This window comes from Bradyrhizobium sp. U531 (genome assembly GCF_051710265.1).
In the GTDB taxonomy this organism is placed as follows: Bacteria; Pseudomonadota; Alphaproteobacteria; order Rhizobiales; family Xanthobacteraceae; genus Bradyrhizobium.
Window position 1 is genome coordinate 481,886 of record NZ_JASVEN010000005.1, and the last position, 14,685, is coordinate 496,570.

Consider the following 14,685-nt stretch of genomic DNA (forward strand, 5'->3'; position numbering starts at 1 on the left):
CCATATAGGCACCAATCCCTGTTAGAAGGCTCCCTTCCACCACCCTGCGGTGCCATCGTGGGGCCAATGATTCGCATGACCGAGCCGAGCAAGATCACCTCCCAGAACGTCCCCGACCACCAGCCCGCAGCCGGCGGCATTGCCGCGCGTGCGCGCGCCTCGGTGGGCCCGAAATACCTGTCCGGCCTCAATCCGGAGCAGCGCGAGGCGGTGGAGACGCTGGACGGCCCGGTCCTGGTGCTGGCCGGCGCCGGCACCGGCAAGACGCGCGTGCTGACCACGCGTATCGCCCACATCCTGAGCCAGGGCCGTGCCCGCCCCGCGGAAATCCTGTCGGTGACCTTCACCAACAAGGCCGCGCGCGAGATGAAGCACCGGCTCGGCCAGATGCTCGGCCACGCGGTCGAGGGCATGCCGTGGCTCGGCACCTTCCACTCGATCGGCGGCCGCATTCTCCGCACCCATGCCGAGCTGGCGCAGCTCAAGTCGAACTTCACCGTGCTCGACACCGATGATCAGGTTCGTCTGCTCAAGCAGCTGCTCCAGGCCGACGACATCGACGACAAGCGCTGGCCGGCGCGGATGTTGGCCGGTCTGATCGACGGCTGGAAGAATCGCGGCCTGACCCCGTCGCAGGTCCCGTCAGGCGAAGCTGCCGTGTTCGCCAACGGCAAGGGCGGCAAGCTCTATGCGAGCTACCAGGAGCGGCTGAAGATCCTGAACGCCGCCGATTTCGGCGATCTCCTGCTGGAAGACATCCGCATCTTCCGCGAGCATCCGGACATCCTGCGGCAATACCAGCAGCGCTTCAAATTCATCCTGGTCGACGAATATCAGGACACCAACGTCGCGCAGTATCTCTGGCTCCGGCTGCTGTCGCAAGCGCCGTCAGCGGCGAAGCCAACCACACCCGCCGTCATTCCGGGGCGCGTCGAAGACGCGAACCCGGAATCCGGAGATGAGTCCTCAGCTCGAGATTCCGGGTCTGCGCCTTCGGCGCATCCCGGAATGACGGTGACTCCTACCGGCCCCACCAAAAACATCTGTTGCGTCGGCGACGACGACCAGTCGATCTATGGCTGGCGCGGCGCCGAGGTCGACAACATCCTGCGCTTCGACCACGATTTCCCGGGCGCCAAGGTCATCCGCCTCGAGCGCAACTACCGTTCGACCGGCCACATCCTCGCCGCCGCCTCGCATTTGATCGCGCACAATGAAGGCCGGCTCGGCAAGACGTTGCGCACCGAGGACCATGACGGCGAGAAGGTCACCGTCACGGGCTCGTGGGATTCCGAAGAGGAAGCCCGCGGCATCGGCGAGGAGATCGAGCAGATTCAGCGCAAGGGCGAGAAGCTCAACGAGGTCGCCATCCTCGTGCGCGCCTCCTACCAGATGCGCGAGTTCGAAGACCGGTTCGTCACGCTCGGCCTGCCCTATCGCGTCATCGGCGGCCCGCGGTTCTACGAGCGCGCGGAAATCCGCGACGCGCTGGCTTACTTGCGCGTCATCAACTCGCCGGCCGACGACCTCGCCTTCGAGCGCATCGTCAACGTCCCCAAGCGCGGCCTCGGCGATGCCACCGTGCAGATGCTGCACGACCACGCCCGCAAGCGCCGCATCCCCTTGTTCGAAGCGGCGCGTGCCGTGGTCGAGACCGACGAGCTGAAGCCCAAGGCGCGTGGCTCGCTTCGCAACGTCGTCGCCCAGTTCGACCGCTGGCGCGCCCAGCGCGAGGTCACCGCACATACCGACCTCGCGCAGATCGTGCTCGACGAGAGCGGCTATACCGAGATGTGGCAGAAGGACCGCTCCGCCGACGCCGCCGGCCGGCTGGAGAACCTGAAAGAGCTGGTGCGCTCGATGGAAGAGTTCGAGAACCTGCAAGGCTTCCTCGAGCACATCTCGCTGGTGATGGACCGCGACAGCGGCGCCGATGAGGACGCGGTGTCGCTGATGACGCTGCATTCGGCCAAGGGGCTGGAATTCGACAACGTGTTCCTGCCCGGCTGGGAGGAAGGCCTGTTCCCGAGCCAGCGCACGCTGGACGAACAGGGCCGCGCCGGCCTCGAAGAGGAGCGCAGGCTCGGCCATGTCGGCCTGACCCGCGCCCGTCGCCGCGCCATGATCTATTTCGCGACCAACCGGCGCATCCACGGCACCTGGTCCACCACGATCCCCTCGCGCTTCCTCGACGAACTGCCGGCGGCCAATGTCGAGATCACGGAGTCCAAGGGCGGCTCGGCCTGGGGCGGCACCGGCGGTTACGGTGCCTCGCGTTTCGACGACATGGAGGCGTTCGGCTCCAGCTACACGACGCCGGGCTGGCAGCGCGCGCAGGCGCAGCGCAACCGCGGCGGCGGCCGAAGCGGCGGCTTCGAGGAAGAGGCCGCGACGTTCTCGTCTTCCCCGTCGTCGGGCCCGGATTTCGGCAGCTTCTCCTCGCGCCGTCGCGGTCCCCTGACGATCGAGGGCGAGCTGGTCGCCAAATCCACCGGCACGACCTCGGAATTCTCGCTTTCCGACCGCGTCTTCCACCAAAAGTTCGGCTACGGCCGCGTCACCAAGATCGACGGCAACAAGCTCACCATCGATTTCGACAAGGCCGGCGAGAAGAAGGTCGTGGACAGCTTCGTGCAGCGGGCGTGAGGCCCGACATGGCTCAGTACGTCGCCATCATCGAGGACACCGATCCGGACGCCGTCAGCCTCTGGTTTCCGGACCTGCCCGGCTGCATTTCCGGCGGCGACGATATCGACGAGGCCATGGAGAATGCGCCCGAGGCGCTGGCATTCTATGCACAGGAGCTGGCCGCCGACGGCCGCGAGCTTCCGCCGCCGCGGACATTGGACGAGCTCAGGGCCGCCCCTGACGTGGCCGACGACCTCGGAAACCACACCGTGGTCCTGATCGAATGGCCGCCTCTCGACGCAGAGTGAGGACTGTTCGCCGCACTCGCCGGACGTTCGACGGTTCTCCTTCGAACAGGTCTTGACCAGCCCGAACTTCCCCGTATCAGATGCAATCATGGTCCGGGGATCCATCACACTGATCGTGCTTGCATTGGGGATGCCGTCGCTTGCGATGGCGGAGACCATGAGCTTTGGCGATTCGATCGGGCTGCTGGCCAAGAGCTGCGGCGCGGAGATCGTCGCCAATTGCCGCGGCGTCAACCCGGACTCGACCCGCCTGAAGGAGTGCCTGTCGCGCAACCGCGACGTGCTCTCGCCGCAATGCGCGAGCGACTATCTCGGCGCCTTCGACGCCATCCAGAAGCGCGTCGCCGCGCGCGTCACTGTGGCGAACGCCTGCCAGCGCGAGATCGTCAAGGTCTGCGGCGGTTCGACCAAGGAGACCAGCAAGTCGATTCCCTGCCTGATCTCGACGCCCAAGGGCATCAGCAACAACTGCCTGAAGGCCGTCGACGACGCGGGGTATCGCTGATGGGCGCGAACAGGCTTCTCATGGCCGGAACGGTCCTCGCGTTCGGCCTTGCTCTGCTCGCGGGCACAGCCGGCGCCCAGACCGCCGCGCCGACCCGCGACGACATCGTCGGCAAGCTGGGCCATCTCGAAGAGCCCGGCGAGGTCGATCTTCCCGCGCTGAAGACGCAGGTGATGGAGCGCGCCAAGGCCAGGATCAAGAACGATCCGGGCCCCGTGAACCGGCCGCCGATCGCGCCGGATCTCGCCAAGCTGCCGACTTTCAACGCGCAGATCCAGTTCGACGCCGACACGCCGATCATCCAGCCGGCCTCCTACCAGACCGTCGGCCGCATCGCGGACGCGATGGTTCATTCCTCGCTGCTGCCCTACACGTTCCTGATCGTCGGCCACGTCGAATCCAATTCGAAGACGCGCGAGGCCAATGCGATCCTGAGCCAGCGGCGCGCCGACGCGATCCGCGACGTGCTGGTGAACACGTTCAAGATCTCGACCAAGCGGCTGCACCCGATCGGCCTTGGCGAGGAGCAGTTTCTCGACCGGGCCAAGCCGACATCGGCCGTCAACGGCCAGTTGCAAATCCTGACCTATGCCAAGGTGCCCGAGGAGGCGCCCGCGCATCCCGCTGCGGCGCCTGCGCCTGCGGCGAAAAAGCCCGCCAAGAAGCGTTGAGCGAACAGAGTTCGCGGTCGACGGAACCCTTTGAAGTCTTGATCGTTTTGATGCCTGTCCGGGGCGCAGAAATACGGTTTTGCGCGACAAATTCGCAGGTTTGTGCACTGCCCGGTCCAGTGCTATAGCCACTATTCGCCCTTCCCGACCCCGTGCCGCATGAGACCGAAATGGGTGGCTTCTTTCAGCGCCAACTTGCCGTTTATGTCGAGTATCATCGCGATCCCCGGAACACGGCGATGCATGTGGTCGGCATTCTCCTGTTGTTCACCGGCGCCGTCATGCCGCTGACGCTGGTCAAGCTTCCGCTGTTCGGTTTCAACGTCAGTCTGGCCGTGATCCTGGCCCTTCCGGTTCTGGTCTACTGGCTGCTGCTCGATGCGGCGCTCGGGCTCGGCATTCTGGCCGTCTCCGTCGTGCTGTTTTCGGTGGCGACGACCATTGCGGCGCAGGTCAGTCTTGCGACCATGTGGGCGATCTTCGCCGCGCTGGTGGCGCTCGGCTTCGCCGCGCAGACGATCGGCCACAAGGTTTTTGAAGGCCGCGAGGCCTCGTTGTTCACATTTCCGTCGCACCTTTTGCTTGGACCTATGTTCGTGATGGCAAAATTATTCATTGCATTGGGCTTCCGTCGCGACCTTGCCGCGATTTTGGCGCCTCTTCCGGCCAATTCCCTTTCAACCCGATAGTCCCGAAGCGAAATAGCACCTCTCTGCATGGCTCTCGTACTGGTTACCGGTGGCAGCGGTTTCATCGGACATCATCTCGTCGAAGCGCTCCGCGCCCGTGGGCAGCGGGTGCGCGTTCTCGATGTCCGCCCCCCGGCTGCGGCAAACGCCGAGGTTGAGCATGTCCAGGGTTCGGTGCTGGACGGCGCGGCGGTCGACGCTGCGATCGCCGGCGTCGATCAGGTCTATCACCTCGCCGGCCTGCCCGGCATGTGGGTGGCCAACAAGCAGGACTTTCACGACGTCAATTGTCGCGGCACCGAGATCGTGCTTGCGGCCGCAATGAAGCGCGGCGTCTCGCGCTTCCTGCACTGCTCGACGGAATCGATCCTGTTCCCCTATTGCGACCTCCAGGGCGTTGCCGCCGAAGAGGCACTGCAGCCGGCCGACGCGATGCCGGGCGCCTATACGCGCTCGAAGTCGCTCGCCGAGCATCATGCCGCGAAGGCGGCGGCGAGCGGCTTCCCGCTCGTGATCGGCACGCCGACCATGCCGATCGGCGCGGCCGACCACAATCTGACGCCGCCGACCGCGATGCTCTGGTACTTCCTGCAGAAGAAGGTGCAGCCGCATCTCAACTTCCTGGTCAATCTCGTCGATGTCCGCGACGTCGCCATGGGCCTCGTGCTGACGATGGAGCGCGGTCGCCTCGGCCAGCGCTACATCCTCGGCGGCGACTGCGTCCCACTCGGCAACATTCTGCGCATGATGTCGGCGATGAGCGGCCGCAGGCAGTATCCGATCGTGGTGCCCGGCAAGATCGCCGAGGCCTCCGCGATCATGCTGGAATACATCTCCGACCAGTTCACGCGCCGGCCGCCCAACGGCACCGCCGAGGGCGTGCGTATCGCGCTTGCCGCCAGCGATCTTTCGATCGGCAAGGCCCGTAACGAGCTCGGCTATTCGCCGCGCCCGATCGAGCCGGTCCTGCGCGAGACCATCACCCATCTGCTCGCCCGCAACGGCCAGCAGCCCTCCGGCGCCATCGAGCATCGCGCGCTCTCCTCGCGCGCGAGCTGACGCCGCCGCCCAACGCAAAGAACCTTCATGTCCTTCGATTTCAGCAAGCTTCTTTCCGTCGCCTGGGGCGGCTGGACCACTGCCTGGCCGACCGAAATCCTCGCCCTGCTGTGGCTCGCCTTTCTCCTCAGCTGGGTCGGCGCTTCGTTCTGGCAGGGGCAGACCAAGAAGCAGGTCATGACGCTGGAGTCGCAGCGCTACCGCCTGCCGATCCTGGTCGGCGGCATCCTGTACACGCCCTTTATTGCGGAGATCCTGGGCTGGAAGCCGCTCTGGGTGCTCGGCAACACCGGCATCACCGTCGCCGCGATCCTCTCCGCCGCCGGCATTGCCTTCGCCTGGTGGGGCCGGCTGCATCTCGGAAAATTCTGGTCCAACACCATCACCCACAAGGAAGACCACCGCGTCATCGACACCGGCCCCTACGGCATCGTGCGCCACCCGATCTATACCGGGCTGATCTTCGGCATGCTGGTGACCGGCGTTGCGATCGGCCTGGTGACGACGATCCTCGGCGCCATCCTGATCTCGCTCGGCATGTGGCAGAAGGGCCGGATGGAAGAGGTGTTCCTGTCGAAGGAGCTCGGCGAGGACGCCTATGGCGCCTATTGCCGCCGCGTGCCGATGATCATCCCGTTCCTGTCGCCGCGGTGATGTAGCAGAACGCCTGGCGCTCGTGTCCCGGACGCGCTGCGACGCCATAGCGCGTCGAAGACGCGCGTAAACGCGCTTTTGGCGTTGCTGCGCAGAGCCGGGACCCAGTTAGCTAGTTGCGCATACCGGTGAGATGGGCCCCGGCTCTGCAGCGCACCGCTGGATTAGCGCTGCGCTGCGTCCGGGGCACAGACGCGCGATCCGGCACCAAGGAACCGCCCCTCCGCTCGCCCGTTAGTCCTCGGCAGTTGCTACCTGCCGCGGAGCATCGAGCCGGGCACCAAGCCATGTCGGACGCCTACGATTATTTCCGTGAGCATGCGATCGCCGCCGTCCGCAAGGCGCGGGCGCTGCCGCCCGGACGGACGAAGCAGAAGCAGCGCACGGTGGCGCGGGTCTATCACCTGCTGTCCCGAGAGGCGGCGCTCGCACCGAATGTCCATCACCTCGACGATTTTCGCGCGGCGCGGCAGCTCGAGCGGCAGATCGGCCGCTGATCCCGACAGGATCCAGCAAGACCCGCCGGCGCTGCTCCCATGCAAATTCGATCGGCTGCCATTCGCAGGGAATAGCCCCTGCGTGGGCGCAGCACCGGTTGACGCGGGCCCCGTCAACCAGTTGGATGCGCGCGCAAACAGGGGCCCTTCATGACTTTTTCGAGCATCTTCGCGCAGTTCGTCGCGTTCATCGGCGGCATCGCGCTGCAATGGCGCAAGATGACGGGCACCGAGCCCGCGCCGGCCTGGGGCCAGACCCCCGCGATCCCCGACGCGAAGCCGCAAGGCGCGATCCCGACGCTGAAGATGCCGACCGCGCGCGGCTGGCGCGACGGCGAGAAGCCGACCGTCGCGCCGGGCCTCAAGGTCAACGCGTTCGCGACCGGGCTCGACCATCCGCGCTGGATCGAGGTGCTGCCCAACGGCGACGTGCTGATCGCGGAGGCCACGCAGATCGCGGGCGCGCCGCGCAGCGTGTTTCACTATGCGATGCAGGCGACGATGCGGCGCGCCGCCGCGCTCGGCGTCTCCGCCAACCGCATCACGCTGCTGCGCGACAAGGACGGTGATGGCGTCGCCGAAGTGCGCGGCGCCTTCATGGAGAATCTCAGCCAGCCCTTCGGCATGGCGCTGGTCGGCGACACGTTTTACGTCGGCAACACCGACGGCGTGATGGCCTTCCCCTACGTCGCCAATGCCGATCGCATCACCGCACAGGGCAAGCGGCTCACCACCTTCAAGCCGAGCGGCCACTGGACGCGCAGCCTGCTGGCGAGCCCCGACGGCAAGAAGCTCTATGCCGGCGTCGGCTCGCTCAGCAACATCGCCGAGATGGGCATGGAGGTCGAGGAAGGCCGCGCGGCGGTGTACGAGCTCGACCTCGTCGCCGGCACGCATCGCATCTTCGGCGCCGGCCTGCGCAATCCGGTTGGATTGGCTTGGGAGCCGAATACGAACGTGCTCTGGACCGTCGTCAACGAGCGCGACGGGCTCGGCGACGAGACCCCGCCGGATTATCTCACCTCGGTGCGCGACGGCGGCTTCTACGGCTGGCCCTATTGCTACTGGGGCAAGACGGTGGACGACCGCGTGCCGCAGGATCCGGCAATGGTCGCCAAGGCGCTGCAGCCGGACTATGCACTCGGCGGCCACACCGCCTCGCTCGGCCTGTGCTGGATGCCGGCGGGCACCCTGCCCGGCTTCGGCGACGGCATGGTGATCGGCCAGCATGGCTCGTGGAATCGCAGCACGCTGTCCGGCTACAAGCTGGTATTCATCCCCTTCGAGAACGGCAAGTCGTCCGGCCCGGGTCGCGACATCCTTTCGGGCTTTCTGTCCCCGGACGAGAAGGAATCCTACGGCCGCCCGGTCGGCGTCGTGATCGGCCCCGACAAGAAGTCGCTGCTGATGGCCGACGACGTCGGCAACGTGATCTGGCGCGTCACGGGGGCGTAGTCGAGATAATCGAGATCGGCGGCGCGGACTCGCTGCACCTCTCCCGCTTGCGGGGGAGGTCGACGCGCGAAGTGCGGCGGGTGGGGGCTCTTTACCCTTGGGGGTTCTCGCCCGCGGAGATACCCCCACCCCAGCCCTCCCCCGCAAGCGGGAGAGGGAGTGCACCACCTTCCGGGTTAATCCTGCGTCAAGCTACTAGGTCCCCACGCACAACGTGGCGCGCTGCTTGCGCAGCAGCGCGATCACGGACAGTGCGGTGATCAATCCGGTCTTGGGATTTTCGGACGGGATGTTCTCGATACCCATGGAGAAGCGCGCCGAATCCGCCTCGACCTCGATGCGGTGAACGTTGCGCGTAACGGTGGGGTCCGCCCAGACCTGGATCTGGGTGCGGTCGGGCCCGATGCCCGCCAGCGACAGCGCCACCGCGACGTTGACGTTGGCCGGAAAGCCCTTCGCCGCTTCGCGCGCACTGCCCTCGAACAGCTTGAGCGGCTCGCGCAGATTGTCGATGTCGATCTTGTTCTGAACGATGAACGGCGCGCCCTTCAGCCCGTCGATCGGCTTACGCGTCACCATCGTCACCGAATGAATGGTGCCGACCGCGGCGGCGTTGACCGCGTCGAGCCCGATCAGCGCGCCTGTCGGCACGAGGATGCGGCCGCCATTGGCGCGGGCGAGATCGATCAGATCGTAGTTGTCGAGCAGGCCGCCGACGCTGACCACAACGGCGGACTTGCCGCGCTTCACCGCGGGTTCGACGATGGCACGCAGATGATGGCTCGGCGCGCATTCGACCACGAGATCGGCGGCATCGCCGAGCTGGTCGATCGGCATGATTTGCGGCTGACGGCGCAGGCCGCCGAGGAAGGCCTGATGCTTGGCGGGATCGCGCACCGCCACGGCCGACAGCGTCAATCCCTCGATGCCCTGATCGAGCGCCGTGGCAATCTTGGTGCCAATCGAGCCCAGCCCGGCAATGGCAACCCGCATTTCGCCCGTGGACTTCTGTTCAGTCATCGCATCCACCTTCTCACCCGACATAATTCATAGCCGCTCACGCCTCCCGCGCATAGCTGCGCAGCCGCGCTTCCAGCACGGCCAGCATGGCGTCGCGGGCGGGATCGCGCGAGCCGCGCAGCCAGGCGGCGGCGAGCGGCAGCCGCCCAACGGGACCGCTCTGCTTCGGACGAAGCGGCACGAAGCGAACGCCCGTCGCCGCCATCCGCGTGGTCCAGCGCGGCACGATCGCGACCCCGAGCTTGGTGGCAACGAGGTTGATGATCGTCTGCTTCTCGTCGGCCACCTGCACGATGCCAGGCGTGAGGCCGGCCTGCTCGAACAGCTTGATGGTGAGGTCGTGGCTATGCGGCCGCGAGCGGCGGTCCGGCACCAGCATCGCCTCGTCGGCGATGTCGGCCAGCGAGACCCATTTACGCCCTGCCAGCGCGTGCCGCCGCGGGAAGGCGACGATGGCGGTCTCCTGGAGCAGGTCGCGGAATTCCAGCCGCTTGTCCGCACGGTCCGGCGGACGAACGAAGGCGAGATCGAGCGCGCCGGTCAGGATTTTGGGCAGCAGCCGGACGGTCTTGTCTTCGAGGAGCTGCACCGCGATCTCGGGATGCCCAGCGCGGAAATCGCGCAGCAGCGGCGGCAGCAATCCGGCCGCCGCGCTGTCGATGGCGCCGATCCGCAGCCGCCGCGCCGCGCCGGCTCGCGAACGGTTGCGCAAATTGCTCTCGACCGCCTCGACCTTGGCGAGGATGGCGCGGGCATCGCGCAGCAGCGTCGTGCCGTCTTCCGTCAGCGAGACCGCGCGCGTCGTCCGTGCGAACAGGCGCGTGCCGAGATCCTCCTCCAGCAACCTGATCTGGCGCCCGAGTGCGGAGGGCAGCATCTTGAGCTGCTGCGCCGCATGGCCGAAATGCAGCTGCTCGGCCGCCGCCACGAAGCATCGCAACTGATGCAATTCCATCCAATATCCTCTCGCCTCGCCCCAAGGGATTATATCATTTTTTTGTATAAACCAGCGCCAATTGAATCCGGCCTGCAACTCCGCCTAGGCTCGCTGCCAACACAACCCTGCTATGGTCGCGCGCGAGAACCGCGCCCGTCGAACCCGTCCCGCAATCCCACTGATCTCTCCAACGGAGCCTATCCATGCGCACCCATTCGATCGCAGCCATTCCCGCCGACGGCATCGGCCCCGAGGTGATCTCGGCCGGCGTCCGCGTGCTGGAGGCGCTCGCAAAACGCAGCGGCGATCTTGCCTTCAACGTCAAGACGTTCGACTGGGGCTCGGACTATTACAAGAAGCACGGCGTCATGATGCCGGCGGATGGCCTCGCTGAGCTGAAGAAGTTCGACGCGATCTATTTCGGCGCGGTCGGCGCCCCTGACGTGCCCGACCACATCACGCTGTGGGGCCTGCGCCTGCCGATCTGCCAGGGCTTCGACCAATACGCCAATGTGCGGCCGACCAAGATCCTGCCGGGCGTCGCCTCGCCGCTGCGCAATGTCGGCGTCGGCGATCTCGACTGGGTGATCGTGCGCGAGAATTCGGAAGGCGAATATGCCGGCATGGGCGGCCGCGCGCACAGGGGCCTGCCGGAAGAGGTCGGCACCGAGGTCGCGGTGTTCACCCGCGTCGGCGTCGCCCGCATCATGCGCTACGCGTTCCAGCTCGCGCAGTCGCGGCCGCGCAAGTTCCTGACCGTCGTGACCAAGTCGAACGCGCAGCGCCACGGCATGGTGATGTGGGACGAGATCGCGGCGGAAGTCGCGACCGAATTCCCTGATGTCACCTGGGACAAGATGCTGGTCGATGCCATGACCGTGCGCATGACGCTGCATCCGAAGAGCCTCGACACCATCGTCGCCACCAATCTGCACGCCGACATTCTCTCCGATCTCGCCGGCGCACTCGCGGGCAGCCTCGGCGTCGCGCCGACCGGCAACATCGATCCGCAGCGCCGCTTCCCCTCGATGTTCGAGCCGATCCACGGTTCGGCCTTCGACATCACGGGCAAGGGCATCGCCAACCCCGTGGCGACCTTCTGGACCGGCGTGCAAATGCTCGAGCATCTCGGCGAGAAAGATGCAGCGTTACGGCTGATGGCGGCCGTCGAGAAAGTCTGCGCCGCGGGCATTCTCACGCCCGATGTCGGTGGCAAGGCGACGACGAAGGAGGTCACCGACGCCGTGATCGACGCAATCCACGGATCGAATGTTTAGCTGAATTGACCGAGCCCGCGCCGCGGGTCGGTGCGCCCCCTCGCCCCGCTTGCGGGAAGAGGCGAGGAAGCTACTTCCGTCTCGCCGGAGCTGCCGCCGGCGGCGGCGTTACCATCGCGGCGGCCGGCTCGGGCGGCGTCAGGTGCCGGGGCACGATGATTGTCTGCCCCGGGGTGAGCGTCGCATTCTCCGCCAGCGAATTGCTCTGGGCGAGCGTCCACAGCGGCACGCGATTGGCGGCGGCGATGCTTTCCATGGTGTCGCCGCGGCGCACCGGCAACCGCACGCCGCTGTCCCATAGCTCGACCAGCGTGTCCGCGGGGACGAGATAGCGCAGCGGCACGGCATCGGCCTGGGTTTGCGGCGGAATGCGCGGCAACTGCGTCACCATCGCGACGATCTGGCGATGGATGTCGTCGGACTTCTCAATGTTGATGTGCGAGACGCGCGCGTTTTCCTTCAAATCGTAGCTGGCGTAATGGCCGCGAAAGCCGGGGACCGCCACGACGTCGCCGCCGCCGAGCACGCTGTCGGACAGGAAGATGTTGATGAAGCGCTCGACATTGAGCGGCACGTCGCCGGTCGCGTGCGCGGGATCGATGGCGATGACGAGGCTGATCGGGATGTTCTCCTTGGCCGCCATCTCGGAGATGACGACCGAGCACAGTCCGCCCATGGAGTGGCCGATCAGCACGATCGGCGCGGGGCTTTCCTTGTAGCTGGCGATGGCACGGTCGCCGATCCATCGGCAGATGGTGAACTCATAGACGTTGGCCGAGAAGCCGGCCTTCGTCAGCTTCTCTTCGAGCCGATCCATGCCGGTCGAGAAGATCGGCCCCATGGCGCCGCGGAACAAGTAAATCTTCGGCGGCGGCAGCGGCTCGAATGGCGGAGGCGGCGGCGCAACCGGCACGGCGGCTGGGGCGGGCTTCGACTTCGCGGGGGAAGCGGCGGCGATGCCGGGATCCAGGGCGAGCAGCGCAATGGCTGCCAGCACGACGAGGCGCCTCAGATCAATCATCAGTCCAGCAGTCCCACCACGGGAGGCAAAGGCCCCCTCCGAGCGCTTAGTGACCATCGATTTGGCGGATTTTGGGGCATGGAGGCACGCCATCCGCCACACCCATGCACGATTTGGCCGGGCTTTGCGACCATTGGCCCGGGCTGCGCCCGCCAACGGCTAAAGCGGCAGCATCCGGTTCAGCAGCTCGAGCAGCGTGCGCTGCTCCGCCTCGGTGAGCGGGGCCAGCATCTTCCGATTGTAGGGCTCCGTCAGCCTTGCCCCGTCGGCAATGAGCTTTGCGCCCTTCGGGGTGAGCACGAGCTCGACGGCGCGGCGATCCGACTTCGAGCGGTTGCGCTTGATGAGCCCTGAGGATTCCAGCTCGTTCAGGAGCTTGATCAGGTTCGGCAGCCGTAGCCGGAGCAGGCCGGCAAGGCTGCTCGGCGGAACGCCCGGATTGTCCCTGATGACGACGAAGATCGCGTAGGTCGCGGGCGTCAGGCCGAGGGCCGCGAACTCCTCGTAAAAGCCTTCGAAGAACTTCAGCTGGGCCAGGCGCAGCATGAAGCCGGGCGTGCGTTGCAGTGCCCGCAGGTCCAGCGATCGCTCCGTTTGCTGAGCCGATTTGGCCCCTCGTCTCAACGCTTTCGCGCTCATGGTCCTTGATCCCCGGGGCGGCCGAATTGACACTCTCGAAAATAGCTATAAATTATAACTATTATGCAGCGGCACCAAGACCGTGCATGGGAGGGAGACAATGAACAGCAAATTCCTGCACAAATTGTGCATTTCGGCCTTGTTGATGGCGGCCACGGGTCCAGTATTCGCTCAGGACGCGGTGAAGATCGGCATCCTGAACGACCAATCCGGCCCGTTCGCGAGCTATCAGGGCATCGGCTCGGTCGTCGCCGCCAAGATGGCCGTCGAAGACTATGGCGGAAAGGCCGGCGGCAAACCGGTCGAGGTCGTCGCCGCCGATCACCAGAACAAGACCGACATCGGGATCGGCGTCGCACGACGCTGGTACGAGAACGAAAACGTCGATGCGATCTTCGACTTGCCGAACTCGTCGATCGCGCTCGCGGTCGCCGGCATGAGCGCCGAGAAAAACAAGGTGTTCGTCGGATCGGGCGCCGGCACGGTGCTGCTGACCGGGGAGAAGTGCACGCCGAACACGGTGCACTGGACCTACGACACCTATGCCTACGGCCGCGGCCTCGGCAAAGCGATCGTGCAGCAGGGCGGCAAGAAATGGTTCTTCATCACCGCCGACTATGCCTTCGGCCATGATCTGGAGAAGCAGGCCGCGGAGGCCGTGAAAGCCTCCGGCGGCGAGGTGCTCGGCAGCGTGCGGCATCCCCTGGGAACGGCCGATTACGCCTCATTCCTGCTCCAGGCGCAGGCTTCCGGCGCGAATGTCGTCGGCTTTGCCAATGCCGGCGACGACACCATCACGTCGATGAAGCAGGCCGCCGAGTTCGGACTGACCAAGGACCACAAGCTGGTCGGATTGATCCTGGGCATGAACGGCCTACCCGCGCTCGGCCTCAAGTTTGCGCAAGGCGCGCAGATCATGAACCCGTTCTACTGGGATCTGAACGACGGCACGCGCGCCTTCGCAAAGCGTTTCGCCGAGCGCATTCCGTCGAAAGCCTATCCGAACGACATGCAGGCCGGCGTCTATGCCTCGGTCATCCACTATCTCAAGGCGGTCGACAAGGTCGGCAGCGCCAAGGACGGCAAGGCCGTCGTGGCCGCCATGAAGGAGATGCCGACCGACGATCCGCTGTTCGGCAAAGGCTATATCCGCAAGGACGGACGCAAGATCCACCCGCTCTACCTGCTCCAGGTCAAATCGCCCGAGGAGTCGAAATCCGCCTGGGATCTGCTGAAGGTCGTCGCCACCATCAAGGGCGAGGACGCGTTCCGCTCCGAGAGCGATGGCCAGTGCGCGCTCGCCAAGCCATGACAGACGGGAGCAG

The 14,685-nt window shown here is 65.9% G+C and carries 15 protein-coding genes; 11 read left to right on the top strand and 4 right to left on the bottom strand.

Annotated elements, in window-relative coordinates:
* Positions 1–66: 66 nt before the first annotated feature.
* The 9 genes from QRQ56_RS24635 to QRQ56_RS24675 all read left to right on the top strand — a co-directional run bounded on the left by QRQ56_RS24635 (position 67) and on the right by QRQ56_RS24675 (position 8,466).
* Positions 67–2,646 carry an ATP-dependent helicase gene (locus QRQ56_RS24635; protein WP_438743601.1) on the top strand — a complete coding sequence of 860 codons (2,580 nt, stop codon included), beginning with the start codon at positions 67–69 and terminating at the stop codon, positions 2,644–2,646.
* An 8-nt stretch (positions 2,647–2,654) separates the two neighbouring features.
* A complete protein-coding gene (locus QRQ56_RS24640; RefSeq protein WP_438743602.1) occupies positions 2,655–2,936 on the top strand; it encodes a type II toxin-antitoxin system HicB family antitoxin in 282 nt (93 codons plus the stop codon).
* A gap of 88 nt (positions 2,937–3,024) precedes the next feature.
* Complete coding sequence (locus QRQ56_RS24645) at positions 3,025–3,441, top strand: hypothetical protein (protein WP_438743604.1); 417 nt, start codon at positions 3,025–3,027, stop codon at positions 3,439–3,441.
* Positions 3,441–4,112, top strand: a complete 672-nt coding sequence (locus QRQ56_RS24650) for an OmpA family protein (RefSeq protein WP_438743605.1) — start codon at positions 3,441–3,443, stop codon at positions 4,110–4,112. Before QRQ56_RS24645 ends, QRQ56_RS24650 begins: the two co-directional genes overlap by 1 nt.
* A 170-nt stretch (positions 4,113–4,282) precedes the next feature.
* A complete protein-coding gene (locus QRQ56_RS24655; protein ID WP_438743745.1) occupies positions 4,283–4,801 on the top strand; it encodes a DUF962 domain-containing protein in 519 nt (172 codons plus the stop codon).
* Positions 4,802–4,828: 27 nt separating this feature from the next.
* The gene (locus QRQ56_RS24660; protein WP_438743606.1) at positions 4,829–5,860 is read left to right on the top strand and encodes an NAD-dependent epimerase/dehydratase family protein; all 1,032 of its coding nucleotides are present in this window, start codon (positions 4,829–4,831) and stop codon (positions 5,858–5,860) included.
* 27 nt (positions 5,861–5,887) lie between these two features.
* Complete coding sequence (locus tag QRQ56_RS24665) at positions 5,888–6,514, top strand: methyltransferase family protein (RefSeq protein WP_438743607.1); 627 nt, start codon at positions 5,888–5,890, stop codon at positions 6,512–6,514.
* A 287-nt stretch (positions 6,515–6,801) separates the two neighbouring features.
* On the top strand, positions 6,802–7,011 hold the full coding sequence (locus tag QRQ56_RS24670) for a hypothetical protein (RefSeq protein WP_438743608.1): 210 nt from the start codon (positions 6,802–6,804) through the stop codon (positions 7,009–7,011).
* 150 nt (positions 7,012–7,161) lie between these two features.
* Positions 7,162–8,466, top strand: coding sequence for a PQQ-dependent sugar dehydrogenase (locus tag QRQ56_RS24675; protein WP_438743610.1), 1,305 nt, complete (start codon positions 7,162–7,164; stop codon positions 8,464–8,466).
* A gap of 195 nt (positions 8,467–8,661) precedes the next feature.
* Here the strand turns inward: QRQ56_RS24675 and QRQ56_RS24680 are convergent, their stop codons facing one another.
* Both QRQ56_RS24680 and QRQ56_RS24685 read right to left on the bottom strand, forming a co-directional pair.
* Complete coding sequence (locus tag QRQ56_RS24680) at positions 8,662–9,486, bottom strand: aspartate dehydrogenase (protein WP_438743612.1); 825 nt, start codon at positions 9,484–9,486, stop codon at positions 8,662–8,664.
* Positions 9,487–9,523: 37 nt separating this feature from the next.
* Positions 9,524–10,441 carry a LysR substrate-binding domain-containing protein gene (locus QRQ56_RS24685; protein WP_438743613.1) on the bottom strand — a complete coding sequence of 306 codons (918 nt, stop codon included), beginning with the start codon at positions 10,439–10,441 and terminating at the stop codon, positions 9,524–9,526.
* A 185-nt stretch (positions 10,442–10,626) separates the two neighbouring features.
* Here QRQ56_RS24685 and QRQ56_RS24690 point away from each other — a divergent pair, with 185 nt between their 5' ends.
* Entirely contained in the window at positions 10,627–11,700 is a 1,074-nt protein-coding gene (locus QRQ56_RS24690) for a tartrate dehydrogenase (RefSeq protein WP_438743614.1), read from the top strand.
* Between the two features lie 70 nt (positions 11,701–11,770).
* Here the strand turns inward: QRQ56_RS24690 and QRQ56_RS24695 are convergent, their stop codons facing one another.
* Positions 11,771–12,721 carry a LysM peptidoglycan-binding domain-containing protein gene (locus QRQ56_RS24695; protein WP_438743615.1) on the bottom strand — a complete coding sequence of 317 codons (951 nt, stop codon included), beginning with the start codon at positions 12,719–12,721 and terminating at the stop codon, positions 11,771–11,773.
* Positions 12,722–12,880: 159 nt separating this feature from the next.
* Positions 12,881–13,360 (bottom strand): MarR family winged helix-turn-helix transcriptional regulator, encoded by a 480-nt coding sequence (locus QRQ56_RS24700; RefSeq protein ID WP_438743616.1) that lies wholly within the window; start codon positions 13,358–13,360, stop codon positions 12,881–12,883.
* A 100-nt stretch (positions 13,361–13,460) separates the two neighbouring features.
* Between QRQ56_RS24700 and QRQ56_RS24705 the strand changes: the two genes are divergently transcribed.
* On the top strand, positions 13,461–14,672 hold the full coding sequence (locus QRQ56_RS24705; protein ID WP_438743617.1) for an ABC transporter substrate-binding protein: 1,212 nt from the start codon (positions 13,461–13,463) through the stop codon (positions 14,670–14,672).
* Positions 14,673–14,685 lie beyond the last annotated feature (13 nt).